The 18,726-nt window shown below is 49.4% G+C and carries 17 protein-coding genes; 8 read left to right on the top strand and 9 right to left on the bottom strand.

Annotated elements, in window-relative coordinates:
* Positions 1-308: 308 nt before the first annotated feature.
* Positions 309-1,586, bottom strand: coding sequence for a serine--tRNA ligase (serS, locus tag TH61_RS02465; protein WP_066505423.1), 1,278 nt, complete (start codon positions 1,584-1,586; stop codon positions 309-311).
* Between the two features lie 277 nt (positions 1,587-1,863).
* Between serS and rho the strand changes: the two genes are divergently transcribed.
* The 5 genes from rho (at position 1,864) to TH61_RS02440 (ending at position 7,195) form a co-directional block, all read left to right on the top strand.
* Positions 1,864-3,726 (top strand): transcription termination factor Rho, encoded by a 1,863-nt coding sequence (gene rho / locus TH61_RS02460; protein ID WP_066505421.1) that lies wholly within the window; start codon positions 1,864-1,866, stop codon positions 3,724-3,726.
* A gap of 314 nt (positions 3,727-4,040) precedes the next feature.
* Positions 4,041-4,565, top strand: coding sequence for a flavodoxin family protein (locus TH61_RS02455; protein ID WP_066505418.1), 525 nt, complete (start codon positions 4,041-4,043; stop codon positions 4,563-4,565).
* A gap of 211 nt (positions 4,566-4,776) precedes the next feature.
* Positions 4,777-5,487 (top strand): DUF4386 domain-containing protein, encoded by a 711-nt coding sequence (locus TH61_RS02450; protein ID WP_066505415.1) that lies wholly within the window; start codon positions 4,777-4,779, stop codon positions 5,485-5,487.
* Between the two features lie 205 nt (positions 5,488-5,692).
* Entirely contained in the window at positions 5,693-6,058 is a 366-nt protein-coding gene (locus TH61_RS02445) for a DUF2200 domain-containing protein (protein WP_066505413.1), read from the top strand.
* A gap of 66 nt (positions 6,059-6,124) precedes the next feature.
* Complete coding sequence (locus TH61_RS02440) at positions 6,125-7,195, top strand: WD40 repeat domain-containing protein (RefSeq protein ID WP_082780278.1); 1,071 nt, start codon at positions 6,125-6,127, stop codon at positions 7,193-7,195.
* Positions 7,196-7,295: 100 nt separating this feature from the next.
* Here TH61_RS02440 and TH61_RS02435 read toward each other — a convergent pair whose 3' ends face one another.
* From TH61_RS02435 to TH61_RS02420, 4 genes are all read right to left on the bottom strand, one after another.
* A complete protein-coding gene (locus TH61_RS02435; protein WP_066505405.1) occupies positions 7,296-7,895 on the bottom strand; it encodes a hypothetical protein in 600 nt (199 codons plus the stop codon).
* A 58-nt stretch (positions 7,896-7,953) separates the two neighbouring features.
* Complete coding sequence (locus tag TH61_RS02430) at positions 7,954-8,838, bottom strand: UbiA family prenyltransferase (RefSeq protein WP_066505402.1); 885 nt, start codon at positions 8,836-8,838, stop codon at positions 7,954-7,956.
* 9 nt (positions 8,839-8,847) lie between these two features.
* Positions 8,848-9,630 (bottom strand): hypothetical protein, encoded by a 783-nt coding sequence (locus TH61_RS02425; protein ID WP_066505400.1) that lies wholly within the window; start codon positions 9,628-9,630, stop codon positions 8,848-8,850.
* Between the two features lie 309 nt (positions 9,631-9,939).
* Complete coding sequence (locus TH61_RS02420) at positions 9,940-10,365, bottom strand: lipocalin-like domain-containing protein (RefSeq protein WP_157600503.1); 426 nt, start codon at positions 10,363-10,365, stop codon at positions 9,940-9,942.
* Between the two features lie 198 nt (positions 10,366-10,563).
* On the opposite strand from TH61_RS02420, the gene TH61_RS02415 reads away from it, so the two are divergent.
* The gene (locus TH61_RS02415) at positions 10,564-10,857 is read left to right on the top strand and encodes a LysM peptidoglycan-binding domain-containing protein (RefSeq protein ID WP_071887760.1); all 294 of its coding nucleotides are present in this window, start codon (positions 10,564-10,566) and stop codon (positions 10,855-10,857) included.
* 177 nt (positions 10,858-11,034) lie between these two features.
* Here the strand turns inward: TH61_RS02415 and TH61_RS02410 are convergent, their stop codons facing one another.
* Positions 11,035-11,301 (bottom strand): GNAT family N-acetyltransferase, encoded by a 267-nt coding sequence (locus TH61_RS02410; protein WP_066505396.1) that lies wholly within the window; start codon positions 11,299-11,301, stop codon positions 11,035-11,037.
* Between the two features lie 121 nt (positions 11,302-11,422).
* Positions 11,423-13,321, bottom strand: a complete 1,899-nt coding sequence (gene acs, locus TH61_RS02405; protein ID WP_066505394.1) for an acetate--CoA ligase — start codon at positions 13,319-13,321, stop codon at positions 11,423-11,425.
* A 933-nt stretch (positions 13,322-14,254) separates the two neighbouring features.
* On the opposite strand from acs, the gene TH61_RS02400 reads away from it, so the two are divergent.
* Complete coding sequence (locus tag TH61_RS02400; protein WP_066505386.1) at positions 14,255-14,857, top strand: ribonuclease HII; 603 nt, start codon at positions 14,255-14,257, stop codon at positions 14,855-14,857.
* A 91-nt stretch (positions 14,858-14,948) separates the two neighbouring features.
* Here TH61_RS02400 and TH61_RS02395 read toward each other — a convergent pair whose 3' ends face one another.
* Together TH61_RS02395 and TH61_RS02390 are read right to left on the bottom strand one after the other, a co-directional pair.
* Positions 14,949-15,392, bottom strand: a complete 444-nt coding sequence (locus tag TH61_RS02395; RefSeq protein ID WP_066505384.1) for a response regulator — start codon at positions 15,390-15,392, stop codon at positions 14,949-14,951.
* 40 nt (positions 15,393-15,432) lie between these two features.
* The gene (locus TH61_RS02390; protein WP_066505377.1) at positions 15,433-16,929 is read right to left on the bottom strand and encodes a CHASE3 domain-containing protein; all 1,497 of its coding nucleotides are present in this window, start codon (positions 16,927-16,929) and stop codon (positions 15,433-15,435) included.
* Positions 16,930-17,469: 540 nt separating this feature from the next.
* Here TH61_RS02390 and gcvT point away from each other — a divergent pair.
* Complete coding sequence (gene gcvT, locus TH61_RS02380) at positions 17,470-18,564, top strand: glycine cleavage system aminomethyltransferase GcvT (RefSeq protein WP_066505373.1); 1,095 nt, start codon at positions 17,470-17,472, stop codon at positions 18,562-18,564.
* Positions 18,565-18,726: the final 162 nt, after the last annotated feature.

Below are 18,726 nucleotides of genomic sequence, written 5' to 3'. Positions count from 1 at the left end.
CTTACGGCTCTGCTACTTGTTAAGTCACTGCCGCTTCCTCCCATGCTCCGGGCGCACAGCCGATGGCTGCCCTGCGCAAGGTCGGTCGGTGGGCTTCTAGGTGGATGAAGGATTGCAATGCCTGCGTGCGCTGACGCGGATTTATCTGTAGAGACAACGGCACTGCCTTGTCTCTGGCGCCCATCGGATAAAACGGATGCGGCAAGGGACGTTTTCGGCATCATTTCTAGAAAACAGGCCGAAAACGAAAGAGGCAGTGATGATACATCACTGCCTCTTTTTAGTACATTTCCTAAGATGACAAGTTACTACTTCGTAATCATCTCAAAGCCTAAGTAAGAATGTAACACCTTTGGTAATTTGATACCTTCTGGCGTTTGGTTGTTCTCTAATAATGCGGCCACTATGCGCGGGAGGGCCAAGGCACTTCCGTTCAAGGTATGGAGCAGTTGAGGCTTTCCGCCTTCGGTGCGTTGGCGTAGCTTTAAGCGGTTGGCTTGGTAGGTCTCAAAGTTAGAGCAAGAACTCACCTCCAACCAACGGCCTTGGGCGGCAGAGTACACTTCCATGTCATAGGTAAGGGCAGAGGTAAAGCCCATGTCACCGCCGCAAAGACGGAGCACGCGGTAAGGCAACTCTAGTTTCTGCAACAAACCTTGTATGTGCTGGCTCATTTCTTCCAGGGCCTCATAGGATTTTTCCGGTGCCTGTATCTGCACTATCTCTACTTTGTCAAACTGGTGTAGGCGGTTCAGACCGCGCACATCGGCGCCCCAAGAACCAGCCTCTCTTCTAAAACAAGGCGTATAGCCCACGTTTTTGATGGGCAGTTTTCCTTCAGCGATGATCTCATCGCGGTACAGGTTGGTGATGGGAACTTCGGCGGTAGGGATTAGATATAAGTTATCTGCCTTGTCATGGTACATCTGGCCTTCTTTGTCGGGGAGCTGGCCGGTGGCAATGCCAGAGGCTTCATTCACCAGGATAGGTGGCTGTACTTCATAGTATCCGGCTTTGATGGCTTCGTCTAAGAAGAAGTTGATAAGCGCGCGTTGTAGACGGGCACCTTGGCCTTTGTACACGGGAAAGCCCGCGCCGGTGATTTTATTACCCAGGTCAAAATCAATGATGTCATATTGTTTGATGAGTTCCCAGTGCGGCTGGGCGTTCTCTGGCAACTGCGGGATGGCAACGTGCTCCAAAACTACCTCATTGTCCTCAGAAGACTTACCGGCGGGCACGCTGGCATGCGGCACGTTCGGGATTTTGTAGAGGGCCTGCTGCAGGTCATGCTCCAGTTGCTGTACCTCTTCGTCTAGGGCTTTGGTTTTCAGCTTCAGCTCGGCGGTCTCGGTTTTGAGTTGCTCGGCCTGGTCTTTCTGTCCGTTTTTCATGAGGCCGCCAATTTCCTTGGCTAGAGAGTTTGCCCGTGACAACAACTCGTCACGTTCTGTCTGCAAGGTGCGGCGCTTCTGGTCCAGGTCAAGGATGGACTGTACCTCCTGGGCGGCGTTGCGGAAATTTCTCTTCTCTAGGCCGGCCAGGACTTGGGCGGTGTTCTCGCGTAAAACGGGTATTTGTAACATGGTAAGGCGGTTTATCTGCTCACAAAAATAGAATATTTTGAATAGGCTACGGCAGCCGGCACTTTTTTATCAAAATTAACGTAACATAATATATAAAAAGCCTCGTATTGCTTGTAATTTAGAACGAGGCTGCCTAACATTGCAGGACATTTTCAGTAAGACCGCCATCCTGGTTCTTCATTACCAATTCACCACCAAAAATTTTCCTGATTTTTCGCCTGACCGTTGCGCTCGCAACCGCTATGTCTTTTAAAATCGAATAGCTAATTACCTATTTATGTACAACATTGAAGAGTTGAAAGAAAGTCTTCTTTCAGAGCTCAAAGAAATTGCCGAAAACCTCGGTGTCACCAACTTCAAGAAGCTCAGCAAGCAAGAATTGGTCTACAAGATTTTAGATCAGCAGGCTGTCACTCCTATTGAAAAACTCCCCAAGAAATATAAAGCGGCCGCTGCACCCGCAGAGGCTGAAGGCGTAGCCGTGCAACAAGAAGAAGAACTGGTGGAAGCCATGGCCGAAGCGCCAGTGGCCCTGGTAGCCGACGAGGCCCGCCCAGCCCAAGTGGCAGAGCGTCCGGCCCGCGCAGAACGACCTGAGCGTGCACCAAGAGAAGCCCGTGCCCCGCGTGAGCGCACTCCTAAGACCGACGAGGCCCGTGAGCAAAGAGCTGCCCGCCCAGAGCCCGCCTCTGACAACCCTGAGGCCGCCCCGCGCACCGAAGCCCGCGAGCCGCGCGAGAACCGCATGCAACAGCCGCGTGAGTTCCAGAACCGCGAGCCGCGCGAAGGCCAGCAGCCCCGCGCTCCAAGAGAACAACGTGAACCAAGAGAGCAACGCGAGCCCAGAGAAGCGCAACAACCGCGTGACAACAGCAACCGCGAGCCAAGAGACAACAACAACCGTGACCGCGAACCCCGCGACAATCAATCCAATACCCGCGACAATCAGCAAACCAACCGCCGGGACCAAAACCAAAATCAGAACCGCAACCAGCAACAGAACAACCAGCCCAACTTTAGAGAGTTTGACGGCGTTATTGCCAATGAAGGCGTTCTGGAGTTGATGCAAGACGGCTACGGCTTCCTGCGTTCTGCTCATTACCATTACCTGGCCAGCCCAGATGATATTTATGTGTCTCCGTCGCAGATCAAATTGTTTGGTTTGAAGACCGGTGATACCGTGAAAGGTACCGTGCGTGCCCCGAAAGAAGGAGAGAAGTACTTTGCTCTTTTGAAAGTGGATTCTGTGAACGGCCGTACTACTGAGGAGATCAGAGACCGTATTCCGTTCCAGCACTTGACGCCTTTGTTCCCAGAGGAGCGCCTGAAACTGACGACCAAATCCAGCCAATACTCTACCCGCATCATGGACCTGTTCGCGCCCATTGGTAAAGGACAGCGTGGTCTGATCGTGGCACAGCCGAAGACTGGTAAAACCGTCTTGTTGAAGGAGATTGCCAACGCCATCACCGAGAACCATCCAGAAGTATACCTGATGATTCTCTTGATTGATGAGCGCCCGGAAGAGGTAACCGACATGGCCCGTAGCGTAAAAGCCGAAGTGATTGCCTCTACCTTTGATGAGCAAGCCGACCGTCACGTTAAAATCTCCAGCATTGTGCTAGACAAAGCCAAGCGCATGGTAGAGTGCGGCCATGACGTGGTCATCCTGTTGGACTCCATCACACGTCTGGCCCGTGCCTACAATACCGTGGTGCCTTCATCTGGAAAGATTCTTTCTGGTGGTGTGGATGCCAACGCCTTGCACAAGCCTAAGCGCTTCTTCGGGGCGGCCCGTAACGTGGAAAACGGTGGTTCTTTGACCATCATCGCTACTGCCTTGATTGAGACCGGTTCTAAAATGGACGAGGTAATCTTTGAAGAGTTCAAAGGTACTGGTAACATGGAACTCCAACTAGACAGAAAGCTAGCCAACAAGCGTGTGTACCCTGCCATTGACGTTCCGGCGTCTGGTACTCGCCGAGAGGACTTGTTGATGGACCGCGACGAACTGAGCCGTGTTTGGATTCTGCGCAAGTTCATGTCAGACATGAACTCTGTAGAAGCCATGGAGTTCTTGAAAGACCGCATGAAAGGCACCAAGGACAACGATGAGTTCTTAATCTCTATGAACAGCTAGTCTTTATTTAGACACAAGATAGAAGACGCAAGACACCAGCTGTTTTGCGGAACCAACAAGGCCTTGCAGAGAAATCTGCAAGGCCTTGTTGGTTTATATAGTTGCCGTTTTTAGGCTGTTTTCTGGATAGTAGGCTGAAAACGGTGCCTTTCTATTATCTACTGATAGGTTTATAGTACTCCAAAATATGAATTATGAGAAGGTACTTGCTGCTTTTATACAACATATAATAATCCATATATTGGGCTAATAATTCAATTACGTTCACTTTACACAAAACCGGTAAGAACCTGCTTGCTAAAAATTAGATTTAAATGAAGAAAGGAGTCATCATCTTGGGAAGTTCTAATAGCAATGGAACTACTAAGAGTATAGCCAATTTTATAAGTACAAGAACAAACTTTCCTATCATAGATTTGAAGACCAAAAAGATAGGAGAGTTTGACTATGAGTTTAAAAACAGGGACGACGATTTCCTTCCTTTAATCAGGCATATTGTAGAAGAGTATCAGATTGTTGTTTTTGCAACGCCAGTTTACTGGTATGCCATGAGTGGAACAATGAAAATCTTCTTCGACCGTCTTTCAGACTGTTTGAAGACAGAGAAGGAAACCGGCCGAAAATTAAGGGGAATGGAAATGGCCGTTGTCTGCTGTGGGTGTGACCAGGAGCTGAAGGATGGGTTCTATATGCCCTTCAAGGAAACAGCAAAATATCTGGGCATGCGGTATATGGCAGATATGTACTGTGTAGAAGAGAGTGGGCTTCCTACTATTCATGAAGACGAGGTAGAATCCTTCTTAGCCAGCATAAAGGATGGTCATTCTGTTCTGTCTTAAAAGGTTAAATTACGTTAGCGTAATTTTTGGAAATGAGGGACTGTTTTGGGTGTGACTGGTAACCAGCCTGTTGAAGATAAATTCTAATTGATAAATATTCAATTGAAGGCATTAGGCAATAAGCATAGCTTAGGAATGTATTAGTGTAATATTTAAACGAACCTAAAATACAATGCCGACCAATTCTACAGCTTACCACGAAGGAAAGTGTATGCAATCAGCTTCCCAATATGTGCTTAAAATTGGCCGGAAGGTTGGCATTCTTTTGTTGCTTCAATTAATTACTGCGCTAACTCTGCCCTTTATCTTATCAAAGCCCATTACATTGGGCTCACCGGCTTTTCTTTCGGCGGTGGCAGAGCAAGCCCTTCAGATTAGGGTGGCGGTGCTTCTCTCTTTCATAGGTTCCGGGGTTACAGTGTGCCTGGGTATCACTGCCTTCCAAGTTTTCCGACGGTATAGTATAACAGGTGCGCTAGTGTTCTTAGTGGTTTGTGTTGTCAGTTGCATCTTGGATTTAGTGCACGCCAGCAGTATCATGTCTATGCTGGCAATAAGCGATAGGTTTGTTTCTGCAGGTGCCCCAGATTCAGAACTATATCAGGTGATTGGTGCAACGGTGGCTTCCGCGAGGCGCTCTGCTCATATAACGCAGTTGTTTGCCATTGGCGCCTGGATGTTTATTTTTTATGTCTCACTGTTTCGTTTCAAGCTGATTCCAAGAGCATTGGCTAGCATTGGACTCTTTGGGATACTACTTCAATTCACTGGAGTAACATTGATGATGTTCTTGGGACACCGTCCCATTGGAGAGATGGCTATGCCCTTGCTTCCTATCCAGATACTCGTTTCTGGCTGGTTAATTTTTAAAGAGTTCAACAACCTTACTATAGAGCCACCAACCCAATGGGGCGTAGGGTAAAGTTGTTGATTGGAAAACTTGCAGGCGAAATTGGTAAAAGCAAATCTCTTTCAGCAACTTAACTCAACTTATACATTGTACTGGTAAACATTACTGAAAATAATACCAGCAAAACTTCTCACAATGATTCAATCCCAAATAAGACCTGAAGAGTAAGAAGAAAGTTTGCTTGAATGATAAGACGAATTGAAAAGATTACAATAATATGACCACTACCCCAGAGCACGACGCCAAAATAGCGAGTTTGACCTTTGCCTCTGTATATCCGCATTACGTCAAGAAAGTGGAAACAAAAGGCAGAACCAAAGAAGAGTTGCACCAAGTGATAGAATGGCTGACGGGCTTTGGAGAGAAAGAATTGCAAGAGCAGATTGACCAGAAAGTGACGTTTGATACCTTCTTTCAAAACGCCAACCTGAACCCCAATGCGCACCTTATTACCGGAGTTATTTGTGGCTACAGGGTAGAAGAGATTGAAACGCTCTTAACCAAGCAGGTGCGGTATTTGGACAAGTTGATAGATGAACTGGCCAAAGGCAAGAAAATGGAGAAGATTCTGCGCAAAGCGTAATAAAACCAGTGCCTATTGACAATGCCTCTTTAAAGAAAACTCACCCCAGTTAAACTTCTTGCAAAAATGCCATCATCAAAAAAGCCTCAACGAGGTATAAAAAATTCTGCTTGGTTAATATTTGTGCTAGCGGGCATTTTAGGATTCTTACTTTATATCCAGCTCTGGTATAAACCCGAAATTGTAAACAGTAATCTTTTTAGCTTAACGTCCATCCTCTCTGGTCATCGGGCAGATATTTGGTCAGTGAGGTTTAGTCCAGACGGTAAATGGCTGGCCACCGGAAGCGTGGACAGCACCGTTAACATTTGGGACACTACCAACAAATCATTGGTTAAACGTCTGTCTCAACCAAGTGGGGTGACGGCGGTCACCATCAATCGCACACCCTATTATGTAGCCTCGGCGGGGTATGATGCCAAAATAAGACTCTGGGCTTTGCCGACTGGAACGCTTGCCAAGGAATTGGTAGGACACAATGGCACGGTTTGGTCCATAGATTTCAGCCCCAACGGAAAGGTGCTGGCCAGCAGCGGAGAAGACGGCACTATCAAAGTGTGGGACGTTGAAACTGGGCGCCTGTTACACGTCCTCAAAGGACATGAACGCAATGTGTGGGTCGTGAGAATCAGCCCTCTGGGAGACAAAGTGGCCAGTGGCAGTTTTGACAGCACCATTAAAATCTGGGACCTGCATACCGGTAAGCTATTGAAGACAATTGCGGGTCACTCAGAAGCCGTGGTCTCCATGGCCTTCAGCCACGACGGTACCATCCTGGCCAGCACCAGTGATGATAAAACCACCAAACTGTGGGCCACCGCAGATTGGCGGCTATTGAAAACACTTCACACGCCAGAACATGCCCAGGCCGTTGATTTCAGCCCTAACAATGAATTGCTGGTGACCGCCGGCCGTGACAAACCCGCTCTTGGGGAGTTCCTGCAAAATTTCTTGGGTGATTCTAAATACAACAAAGGCGTTTCTATGCGCTTATGGCAGGTGAAGACTGGAAAACTGCTACAGACCTTCTCGCAACATGAAAACGATGTGAATGATGTACAGTTCTCACCAGACGGGAAATGGATTGCCGCCGGAAGCTCAGACCGAACCGTCAGCCTCTGGAAGTCCTCCAATTAAGAGAAGGACCAAAATAATCAATATTAAGGATTGATGGATATATCATCACGTTGCGCAACTCTATATGAGATTGCATTTAATAAGCTTCACCTAATCTAGCTTACCCGCCAAAACTACCATAACGTATTGCTTTCTTCTGGCTGGGGTCATACACCAACAGCCGCCCGTCTTCCTTGCCTAGCAGGTACTTAAACCCAGTAGCCGAAGGATTAGCTTGGATAGCTTTAAACGTGGTCAAGGAAACAAAGGCCGTATCTGCGCGCATAGTGGCCGGAATGGCCGGCGTTACAAAATCATCTTCCTGCACAAACTCCTCCATGCGACGCAAGATATAGGCTTCGCGGTCACGGATAGGAGCAGTTGGCGTTTCCATCTCATATACCATGGCGGCCTCTAAGTCGGCGGCGGTGAACTGCTCCTCATAAATCTTCTGGCCGTCAGCAGCGGTGATGGTAAAAGCCACGTTTCCGGTAGTGATGGAATCGCCGGTCAGCACCAACCTAAAATAATCTGGTTGGGACGCAGAAGAGAATTTGTGCGTGCGTTGCACAATCTTTATCACTGGGATTTTGCCCTTTTTATTGTCTGCCGTGGTCTCTTGGGCTTCTACCGGGTTAGAAGTAGAAGTAGTTGTCTCTTTAGTGGCGGGCTCACAAGCAACCAGTAATGACAAAAGGCAGATAAAAGGGAAGGTACGCATGGGTGTATGAAGCTTCGTAAAAACCCATGTACGCAGTTCCTGCAAGGCTGTTGGCGTTTTACCCCAAATGCCAGATTTGCCAAGCCAAAATACCCGCAAATGTAAAGCTCATGCTTAGGCTGGAGACCTTGTTCATCTGCATGGTATGATCAAAATCTGCCACAGCGGCGTCTTTCTGTACCCGCAATACCCAACGCGTGAAAACCAGAATCACGGGGAACGTACCCAATAAAAAGAGCAGGCTGTGCGTGTTTTGATTGCGCAAGAAATATGTGTAAAGCAGTACGCTGGTAGCCAGTAACATACTTATTCCCGCAAACAGAAAGGTGCCGGTCAGGCCCAAGAGCAAACTCAAGGTTTGGTCGCCGCGGCGGGCGTCTTCTTGATGCTGATACACTTGGGTGAGGGGATAAGAGCCACACAAAAATAGTGAACTCACCAAAGCCAGCAACAGATTGGTGTCGTCTTGAATCTGATCCATAGGCACGCCACTCCCCACCTGTACCATGACAAACGTGAATGCCCCTTGGAATAGCACCACTACCAACGTACTCAGGAAAGGATACTTCTTCAGCCGAATCCCTTTAAAGCTATACGCCTTAGACACCAGCAAATACACAAGAACCATCACCGCAAACGGCCAGGAAATCAACAAAGACAAGCCCACCGCCAGCACATCAAAAACTAACACCAGCCAGTACAAAGATTCTGTGACCTGCGGCGGATGCTTGAGACCACCAATGCTGCCTTCGTCGCGATCATAATAGGAGTTGTAGCCGTTGCTGGCGGGGTACACTAACAAGTGCAGAATGCAGAACACCGCTGCGGCTCGCCAGACAGAAATAGTAGGCGTGGCACTCACCGCAAACCAGAAAATAGGCATCAAAAACACCGAGAACGGAATGCGCAACAGCCGCCAGGCGCTAGACAGGGAAAGGTTCATGGACGCAGTTTACGAAGGATAGCCTATTAAATACAACACACCCGTGCCACTCCAGTGTTTGGCCCGGCCAATCTGCCAGGTATAGTGCGGAGCATTCAAATGTTGCACCATGGTTTGTAGATGCTCTGGGGTGTACATGCGCAAGATAGAAACCGTCCCGTCCCACACCACGCCCAAAGGAATCAACGGGAGTAAGTAGGTAAAGAACAACCTGCTCCAGGTAAATGGCCTGATGAACGGCGTAATCAACAAAATCACCCACGGGAAGACCAGCCACACCAACAGCAACTCGTGCCATTTCTTGCTGGCGCCTTCAAACACCCCAATGCCTTGGTTCTGGCGAACCGCGTCTTGCAAAATCTTTTGCGCCATCTCAGGCTTAAAATGATGAAACGCCGAAAACACCGTCCTAAACCCTCTCAGGTCTGGCGGCACAGCGGTGGCATCTACTTCCGTTTCTACAAAAGAGATAGCCCCGTTAGATTGAGTCTCTAGAAATTGGTAAGCCTCTACGTTTGGGAATTTGTCTGTGACGGTAATGTTGATGGCTTGACCGCTCTGTTTTTCCAACTCCTCCCAAATCTGCAAGATGCCGCCGCCCGCACCCGCACACAGGTCTACAAGCTGAGTTTGGTTGGTCTGCTTTAAGCCATTCAATAGCAGGGGCACAATAGGTTTGTAGATGCCCAGCGCCGTAATCAGAAACCGCAATACGTCCATCATGCCCTGCCGCACCGCATGCGGAAACCACGCCTGGTCTTCCAGCTCAAAAAGTTGCCAGCGGTTTTTCATGGTTTAATGGAATGGCTGAGGGCTAAGGTGCTACTTATGTAATGCGCTGAAATTTTAATTTATGAAGCATGTATTCATTTAAAACTTAGAAGTGAATACATAAACTGGTTGAAAGTGAAGTAAGGAAATTTCTAGTTGATAAGTGAAAACCTGTGAAATTGTTTTTGGCCTGTTTTCTGGAAACCAGCCCAAAAACAGCTGTGGGTTTCTACCCTATTCTCTCACTAATTCAATCCTTCAAACTCTCAATAAAAAAGCCCGCCATGTACAGAGACAAACCGGGCTTTTTTTTAAATGCTAGTATGAAAATTATTCAGCTTCCATGGCCAGGGTAGAGCCATCTGGGGCCTGCAGTTTCAAGTCGTTTTTGGTAAGCTCCGTTACCGTGAAGTTCTCGCTTACATTGTTGTTGGCGTAAGTAAGGCTTAAGGTCTTGGTGCTGGCGTCATAGGTCCAGGTTCCGTTGGCCGACTGGCTGTTAGATGTCTGGGTGAAATTACCGTTGGCGAAGAACTGAATTTGCTCTTCCTTCTCGGCAGAAGTCAGCTTGTCTTTGTCACCGGCGGCGGTGGTTTCTTTGTCGGCTTTCCAAACTTTGCTGGTAGTGCCCGAAATCATGCTGGAGTCTCCGCCTTCGGCGCCTTTTTTACCGCAGCTAAAGGTGAACGCCGTGAAGGTAAGAACCATCACCAAAGAGAGTAGTTGAGTGAATGTTGATGCAATTGACTTTTTCATAGTTGTGGGGTTGTGGTTGCTATTACTTGTACTGATTGCGCAAAAGACAATCGGTAGTTCTTACGTGGTATTTACCACACAGTTCTACTAAATAATTCTAACAAAGGGGGCCAAGAATCGTAAGTAGAAAAGTGAAAACCAATGTGCTAGCTACAAGGCACATGTCTAGCTATTACCAACTAAACTAGAAATACTACTATGGGACTGTTTGATTTTTTAAAGAAAGGCGAAGAAAAGCCGGCCGCTAAGCCAGCCGCCAATAATGACTTTTTCAAGAACAACCCTAATGCGGCCCAAACGCCAGCAGCAGGAGCAGCAGCCAATCCAGCTACTGAGTACTATACCGTACAGAGCGGCGACTCGCTGTCTAAAATAGCCAAGCACGTGTATGGAGACGCCCAGCAGTGGCACAAAATACACCAAGCCAATACAGACCAGGTAAAAGATCCAAACTTGATCCACCCTGGTCAAAAACTGATCATTCCTAGATAGTAAGGCATTCAAAAGCTTCTTTGTAGATTTGTTTGGAAAAAGAGTTTCGGTGAAAGCGCTGAGGCTCTTTTTTTATGCCCTGCCATTTAGAATGATGTTCATAAAAAAAGCCGTTTTTGGCCTGTTTTACAGAAAACAGGCCAAAAACGGCTTTCACTGGTTTCAGGAACAGATTGCCTAAGACTGCGGGTTCTTCTTTAGGTAAGTAGCCACCGCCGTACAGGTAGCCCGTACCTCATAACCGTTTTGTCTGGCATGGTCCAGCCCGTGCTGAATCAGTTTGTCTGCCAGGCCTTTGCCCCGGTGCTGCTCCTCAATAAACGTATGCTGAAAATCTATGATCTTGGTGTCTGGCAGGGCATAGGCCAGTTCGCCAATCTCCTCGTTCTCTAAATACGCCGTGAACTGCTGATTCTGCGTGTCGTGTTTTATGTCTAAGGCCATCTTGGTTTATCTTAAAGGTCAGAAAAATTTGTTCTTGCTTGTACCCCGTTCCCGGTAAAAGGTTAGAAATTGAATGGATTCTGAAAGCCATTCTAAAGCAGAAAGCCAAGAAAAAAGGAGCCTACAAGGCTCCTTTCACAATCTCATCTACAATCGGCGGATCCAGCAAGGTGCTGGTATCGCCTAGGTTTGTCGTGTCTCCCTCGGCTACTTTCCGCAAGATGCGGCGCATGATCTTACCCGACCGTGTTTTGGGCAGGCCGCTTACAATCTGGATCTTGTCTGGCTTGGCAATCTTGCCAATCTGTTCCACCACGGTTTCAATGACTTCGGCGCGAAGGTTCTCTTCATTGGTAGGAGCCTCTTCGCCGCAGACCACAAAGGCGTAAATGCCTTGGCCTTTCACTTCATGCGGGTAGCCCACCACAGCGCTCTCCACTATGTGCTTGTTCTGGTTGATGGCGTTCTCAATCTCGGCGGTGCCAAAACGGTGGCCCGAGACGTTGATCACATCATCCACGCGGCCAATGATGCGCCATAAGCCATCCTTGTCGCGCTTGGCGCCGTCGCCGGTAAAGTACAGGTTTTTGTAGGTGCTAAAGTAGCTCTGGCGGCAGCGCTCATGGTCGCCGTAAGTGGTTCTAATGATGCCTGGCCACGGAAACTTCATGCACAGGTAGCCTTCCTGCTCGTTTTCTAAGATTTCGTTGCCCTCCTGGTCAATCAAGATGGGCTGCACGCCCGGTAGCGCGAAACCCGCATGGCTGGGTTTGGTGGGTGTGATGTTGGCCAGGGAGCTGAGCATGATGCCCGCCGTCTCGGTCTGCCACCACGTGTCTACCACAGGACAGCGCTCCTTGCCCACATGGATGTGGTACCAATGCCAGGCTTCCTCGTTGATGGGTTCGCCCACCGATCCCAGCACCTTCAAAGAATCCAGGCTATACGACAACACATGGTCCAAGCCCGAGGCCATCAACGACCGAATAGCGGTGGGTGCGGTATAGAAGATGTTGACGCCAAACTTGTCAATGACCTGCCAGAAGCGGCCCGGGTCTGGGAACGTGGGCACGCCCTCAAACATGAGCGTGGTGGCACCTGAGAGCAAAGGACCGTACAGCAAATAGGAGTGGCCGGTGATCCAGCCAATGTCGGCGGTGCACCAGTAGATGTCGCTCTCCTCGTACTGGAACACGTTCCGGAAAGTATAATCCGTGTAGACCATGTAGCCGCCGCAGGTGTGCACCACGCCTTTGGGTTTTCCGGTGGATCCCGAGGTGTAGAGAATGAAAAGCAAATCCTCAGCATCCATCTCCTCGGCGGGGCAGTTCTTGTCTACGTGCTCCAGTTCTTCATGGTACCAGACGTCGCGGCCCTCTACCATGTTCACGGCCCAACCAATACGGTCTACCACCACCACCTTCTCCACGCTGGGACAGGTTTCCAAGGCCTCGTCTACTACGCGCTTGACCGGTATCTGCTTGGGACCACGGTTCAACCCATCTGAGGTCAAGACTACCTTGGCTTGGGCGTCATTGATTCTATCGGCCATGGCCGTATGAGAGAATCCCGCAAAAATCACCGAATGCACCGCCCCAATGCGCGCGCAGGCCAGCACACTGAACGCCAACTCCGGGATCATGGGCATGTAAATGCACACGCGGTCGCCTTTCTGCACACCGTTGCGCTTTAAGATGTTGGCCATCTGGCAGACCTTCTCGTGCAACTCACGGTACGTGAACCGGATGAAGCGCTCTTTGGGGTCGTTGGGTTCCCAGATGAGGGCCAGTTTGTTGCCGCGTTTCTCCAGGTGTCGGTCCAAGCAGTTCTCCGTGATGTTGAGCTTGCCGTTCACAAACCATTTCACGTTGGGCTCTTCAAAGTTCCAGTCCAAAACCTTGTCCCATTTCTGGCGCCAGGTGAAGTTCTTGGCTACCCCGGCCCAAAACTCCTCTGGCTGCTCCACGCTTTTCTGGTACGCGGCTTGGTACTCCTCCATAGATCTGATGCGGTCGTCCATAGTGTTGCTGGTAGGTTGAATCCTTAAAGTTAAGGTTTACGCTGAAGCGGCCAAGAAATCAATGGTTTACTCTATGAAAGAGGTGTTTTTGGGGTGTTTTCTGGGAATTAGGCGGAAAACGAGGTTTGATTGCTAATTGCTTACCATTAGCTAACCTCAACTTGGATTACCGTGCCTTAACCTGCCTGCCGTTTTTAGTGTTCTCATTACCGACCGCTTTATGCCTTCAAGCCAACAGCTTATTGGACACTGTTCAAGTGCACGCCGTTGGCTGTTCGTTTGTAGTAGCCGCTTGTTCCGGAGCGCACTCACAGCCTTGTTTCATCTCATCCGCTAAGCGCTCACGGCCGCGGGGCCTCGTCCTGATCCTTCGCACTGCTGTTGTACTCTGGGCCTGTGGGGCCCTGCCTGCGGCAACGAAACAACAGAGGCGCTCAGGGTCAGGACTGGTTTGGGTTCCAGTTCTGAAATGGCCTGATGGTGGGTTTGTTGGTTGCAGGCAATTACGGTTCCTGTCGCTGCAGAGGCATGCGTGCCAAGGCACGGTTTGTTTGATCTGCATTCCCGTGCCCATGGTTCAAGTCTGCGAATTGGACCCATGGTGGAGGCAGTTTGCAACTGCCGCGAAGCGCTTGCTTTTACCTGCGCATTGCGTCCCCCTTTGAAGGGGGTAGGGGGATGACGAGGGCGCTGGGAATATTGACTACTGCTATCAAGGTCTCGCAGCGTCCGGCTAGACCTGCGAGTGTGCGCGCTACTGGCCATTAGTCGCTCGTTGTGGTAATGCCAAGTGTAATGATTAGGAAAGGAACCTCAACTTACTTTAGAAGGGCGTATTGTGCCAAGCGAGAAAATTGAGCTAGCCTACGTACCTTCGCTGAGAATTATTTTGGGGGAAGTGCTGTTTTACCCCAGACAGAAAAACGAAGGAATATGCTGATTGCCAACCATAGCGGTAAACTTTTGGAAGCGGGCTTGGATGAGGCGGGTAGAGGATGTCTGGCCGGGCCGGTGGTTGCTGCGGCGGTGATTTTGCCCTCAGATTACCACCACGCCCTGCTCACGGACTCCAAGCAACTGTCTGCCAAACAACGTGACTTGCTGCGCGAGGAAATTTACAAGGAGGCTCTGCACTGGGCCGTGGCCGAGGTATCGCCGCAGGAGATTGACCAAATCAATATCTTGAACGCCTCTTTTGAGGCCATGCACCGTGCAGTGAATCAACTTACCATAGAGCCAGAGTATTTGTTGGTAGACGGCAATCGGTTTAAGGCTTACAAGCAGGTGCCGCATGAATGTATGGTAAAAGGCGATGGGCGCTTCTTTAGTATTGCCGCGGCGTCCATCCTGGCCAAAACGCACCGCGATGAGCTCATGAAGAAGCTAGGCGAGGCACATCCTTTCTATGGTTGGGAACAGAATGCGGGCTATCCTACCAAATCACATAGAGCAGCTATTTCTCAATACGGCACTACGCCGCACCACAGAATGACGTTTAAATTATTGGCGGAAGAAGAGACGCTGGAGCTTCTATAGTCACCAATATTAGTAAAGAAAAGAGCCGTTTTTGGCCTGTTTTTATGAAAACAGGCCAAAAACGGCTCTTTCGTGTAAGCAAGAATGTCTGTTATTGCGGTTTCAGCTTCAACAGGTCAAGGAACAAACTGAAGGAGTCAATGCCAGAACCACCTTCCCCGAAGGAGTCAAAGGAGAGGGGCTTGACAATGTAGCCGCTCACGCGCAGGTCTTGGGCGGCATGGCGGTCAGAGTCTTCGTTGGAGGTGGTCATGATGAACACGTTCAACCCAGACAAACTGGGGTCTTTGCGTATTTCCTGTAAGAACTCTATGCCGTTCATGCGGGGCATGTTAATGTCTAGCAACACCACGGTTGGCAAGGGGGACAGCTTGGGAGTGCCTGGTTCGCCGCGGAGCATGGCCAGGGCCTCGCGTCCGTTTTTGGCTTTGTGTAGCGGTACCATCACCTTGATTTTACGCAACTCGCGCTCTACGCTCATGGCATCCAGGTAATCGTCTTCCACTAACAAAATACTGGCTTGGGATTCACTCATAATATAGAATTAAGTACTAAATAGATTGCTAAAAATAGGGTTAGGCTGCCTCGGCTAATTTAACCTTGGGCCAGGTAAAGGTAAAGACAGAGCCTTGGCCCGGGCTAGAAGCCACTTGGATCTTGCCGCCCTGCCGTTCAATGATCTTCTTGACAATTGACAGGCCCACGCCTGTACTTTCTACGGCATCGCGCTCTTGTAGTGTCTGGAACAGGACAAAGATTCTGTCATGGTACTCTGCCTCAATGCCGGGGCCGTCATCTGCCACAGAGAATTCATGGTAGTCAGCAAACTCATTATAAGACACGGTCACGTTGCCTTTTTCCTTGTCATGGTATTTGATGGCATTGCTGATCAAGTTACTGAACACCTGCTGCAACTCTACCTTGGCGGCGCGCAAAACGGGGAGCCTGTCGGGCATGTGAATCTGGAAACCAGCCGGTGGGTTGAGCATGTCTATCACGTCAAACAAAAGGTGCTGCACGTTCACATTCTCTTCCTCCAGTTTGGCCCTGCCCACCCGCGCCAGGGCTAGAATCCCGTTGATCAGGTTTTCCATGCGGTGCACACGGGCCCGCATCATGAGCAGGTATTCTTGAATATGGCTGGGGAGCTCCTTGCCCATGTCTTCTTCAACCCACTTAGAGGCGTTCTCAATGCCACGCAAAGGCGCCTTTAAGTCATGCGAGACCACGTAGGCAAACTGGTCCAGTTCCTTGTTCTTGCTGTCTAGCTCAGAGAAGGTTTTATCAATGGTGCCAGACATGCGGTTGAGAGAGTCTGAGAGCAAGGTGAGCTCATCATGGGCATCGTCCTGAATGGCGGTCTTATACTCACCGCTGGCAATGCGGTCTGCCAGGTTCACCATCTTCATGATACGCCTGGAGATAAGACGGGTAATGTAATAGGCCCAGGCAAGTCCCAGCATCACAGAGATAATGGTCAAAGCGGTAGACACCCGGCGCGTCTCATTGATACTCTGGTCTAGCCTGTTGCGACGCTCTTCACGCACCTGGTACTCAATGCTGTTAAACGCCCTGAAGTAAATACGCATCTGGTCTGTGAGGCGCTTTCCTTCCTCATTGAGCACCAAATACCCGTGGTCCAGATTCCTGATGCCCTTGGTATTTATCCCCTGTTCATTCTCTTTGCGTTTCTCTGAGATGAGCAGTTCAGCAAATTCGGTTTTCCATTTTACCTGCAGTTCTTCAATCTCCTGGATTTTCTTTAACTGCTCCGGCGAGTCATCTACCAGTTTCTTGAGGTCCTGGAAGAGGGCGGGCATGAGGCGGTCTGCGGTATGGTAGGGCTGCAGGAATTCTTCGTTGCCCGTGAGTAGGAAACCGCGCATACCGGTCTCCATGTCAATGATGTTCCGTTGCAAAGAAGAAGAGTTACGGATAACGTTCTGCGACTCAGAGACAAACTTGGAGTTCTCAATCACGTCCTCAGACAGGCGGTAGTTGACCACCCCCACGGCCGTGAATAGAAAAGAGATAAGGACGAAACCAGCAAAAAGCTTGGTAGATAATTTCATGAGCATGGGGTATGGATGGCGAAACAGCCACCGCCGGGAATCCAAAATGAAACAGAAAACCCCTCCTTACAACGGGTCTCTGCGCAAAAATAGAAAAATATATGAACCTGCCTTGGCAGAAGGCTGGGTAAGAAAATCCTTTGCCAAAAGCGTATGTTTAAATTTTATGTTGGTGATAGACAGCGGTTTGTTACTTGATGACTGTTTGTGAATGATGCTTTATTACCTCAATGCTTAAAGCTAAACAAGCTTGCCTTCTGCCAGCCAAAGGCAGTACGCCCGTCCACCTACTTTAGTTTTGGACCTTATGCGAAGATTGCTGCACTCAAAAAAGAATCAACTTTTGCAAACCTTTCCTAGGTAATGAACCTGTTGAGTAAAATGCGGGCGTCCACTTTCCAAGGTAAGGAATGGTAGAGAGTGCGGTTCTTAGACTTGGAAATGGCCAGCGTAAAACTTGCAGAGAAGTGGTTTCCAAACCCGCTTCAAATCTGTACTTTTGCCTTACTAGTACAGTTATTCCTTCAAACAAAGACATATATGGAATTAAAGAAAGTTGCCCTGAACGATGTGCACGAGGCCTTAGGTGCCAAGATGGTGCCTTTTGCCGGTTACAACATGCCGGTGCGCTACTCCTCAGACTTGGATGAGCACCACACGGTGCGCAAGGCGATGGGTATTTTTGACGTGTCGCATATGGGCGAGTTCATGGTGACCGGACCTGGTGCTTTGGACTTGATTCAGCGCGTGACCTCCAATGATGCCTCCAAGCTGACGCCGGGCAAGATTCAGTACTCCTGCTTTCCTAACCAGGAAGGCGGTATTGTGGATGACCTGTTGGTGTACTGCCTAGCTCCTGAAGAGTACATGATGGTGGTGAACGCCTCCAACATTGAGAAAGACTGGAACTGGATCAATCAGTTTAACACCGGCAATGCCAAGCTGGAGAACATCTCTGACCAGATGTCCCTGTTTGCCGTGCAAGGCCCTAAGACGGCGCAGGCGCTTCAGTCTTTGACGCCGGTAGATTTGCCTAACATGGTGTACTACACCTTTGATAAGGGCACCTTTGCTGGCGTACCCAACGTGATTATTTCTGCCACGGGCTACACCGGCGCGGGCGGGTTTGAAATCTACGTACCGAATGAGAATGCCAAAGAGGTGTTTGAGAAAATCATGAAAGCCGGCGAGCCCTACGGCATCAAACCAATTGGTTTGGGCGCCCGTGACACCCTGCGTCTGGAGATGGGCTACTGCCTTTACGGCAATGACATCACCGACTCTACCTCGCCGCTGGAGGCGGGCTTGGGCTGGATTACCAAGTTCAGCAAAGACTTTACCAACGCAGACAACTTAAAGGCCCAGAAAGAGCAGGGCGTGAGCCGCAAACTGATTGGCTTTGAGATGATGGAGCAGGGCATTCCGCGCAGCCACTATGAGATTGTGAACGCCGAAGGCGCTACCATTGGCGAAGTAACCTCTGGCACTATGTCTCCTTCTTTGGGCAAAGGCGTGGGCTTGGGCTACCTACAAACCGAGTACACTACTCCGGGCACTGACATCTTCATCAAGGTCCGTAACAAGAACCTCAAGGCCCAGGTGGTAAAATTGCCTTTCTATAAACCTACAGTATAGTTCTGAGTCTTGAGTCAAGAGTCCTGAGTCTGAGGGATTTGTTTTCAGCTCAAGAATCAGAATTTGTAATTGGCGTTTTTGGCCTGTTTTCATGAAAACAGGCCAAAAACGCCAAACTTTTTTAACAAGACTCGCGACTCATAACTCGCGCTCAAGACTATT

Origin of the sequence: Rufibacter sp. DG15C (assembly GCF_001577755.1) — a bacterium.
Taxonomy (GTDB): domain Bacteria; phylum Bacteroidota; class Bacteroidia; order Cytophagales; family Hymenobacteraceae; genus Nibribacter.
The sequence above is the reverse complement of the archived record's forward strand: the minus strand, read 5'-3'. Positions and strand labels throughout refer to the sequence as shown.

Bases quoted from the DNA above. Each gene is read 5' to 3' on its own strand.
- serS (WP_066505423.1), bottom strand. From the start codon at position 1,586: ATGTTACAAATACCCGTTTTACGCGAGAACACCGCCCAAGTCCTGGCC.
- rho (WP_066505421.1), top strand. From the start codon at position 1,864: ATGTACAACATTGAAGAGTTGAAAGAAAGTCTTCTTTCAGAGCTCAAA.
- TH61_RS02455 (WP_066505418.1), top strand. From the start codon at position 4,041: ATGAAGAAAGGAGTCATCATCTTGGGAAGTTCTAATAGCAATGGAACT.
- TH61_RS02450 (WP_066505415.1), top strand. From the start codon at position 4,777: ATGCAATCAGCTTCCCAATATGTGCTTAAAATTGGCCGGAAGGTTGGC.
- TH61_RS02445 (WP_066505413.1), top strand. From the start codon at position 5,693: ATGACCACTACCCCAGAGCACGACGCCAAAATAGCGAGTTTGACCTTT.
- TH61_RS02440 (WP_082780278.1), top strand. From the start codon at position 6,125: ATGCCATCATCAAAAAAGCCTCAACGAGGTATAAAAAATTCTGCTTGG.
- TH61_RS02435 (WP_066505405.1), bottom strand. From the start codon at position 7,895: ATGCGTACCTTCCCTTTTATCTGCCTTTTGTCATTACTGGTTGCTTGT.
- TH61_RS02430 (WP_066505402.1), bottom strand. From the start codon at position 8,838: ATGAACCTTTCCCTGTCTAGCGCCTGGCGGCTGTTGCGCATTCCGTTC.
- TH61_RS02425 (WP_066505400.1), bottom strand. From the start codon at position 9,630: ATGAAAAACCGCTGGCAACTTTTTGAGCTGGAAGACCAGGCGTGGTTT.
- TH61_RS02420 (WP_157600503.1), bottom strand. From the start codon at position 10,365: ATGAAAAAGTCAATTGCATCAACATTCACTCAACTACTCTCTTTGGTG.
- TH61_RS02415 (WP_071887760.1), top strand. From the start codon at position 10,564: ATGGGACTGTTTGATTTTTTAAAGAAAGGCGAAGAAAAGCCGGCCGCT.
- TH61_RS02410 (WP_066505396.1), bottom strand. From the start codon at position 11,301: ATGGCCTTAGACATAAAACACGACACGCAGAATCAGCAGTTCACGGCG.
- acs (WP_066505394.1), bottom strand. From the start codon at position 13,321: ATGGACGACCGCATCAGATCTATGGAGGAGTACCAAGCCGCGTACCAG.
- TH61_RS02400 (WP_066505386.1), top strand. From the start codon at position 14,255: ATGCTGATTGCCAACCATAGCGGTAAACTTTTGGAAGCGGGCTTGGAT.
- TH61_RS02395 (WP_066505384.1), bottom strand. From the start codon at position 15,392: ATGAGTGAATCCCAAGCCAGTATTTTGTTAGTGGAAGACGATTACCTG.
- TH61_RS02390 (WP_066505377.1), bottom strand. From the start codon at position 16,929: ATGAAATTATCTACCAAGCTTTTTGCTGGTTTCGTCCTTATCTCTTTT.
- gcvT (WP_066505373.1), top strand. From the start codon at position 17,470: ATGGAATTAAAGAAAGTTGCCCTGAACGATGTGCACGAGGCCTTAGGT.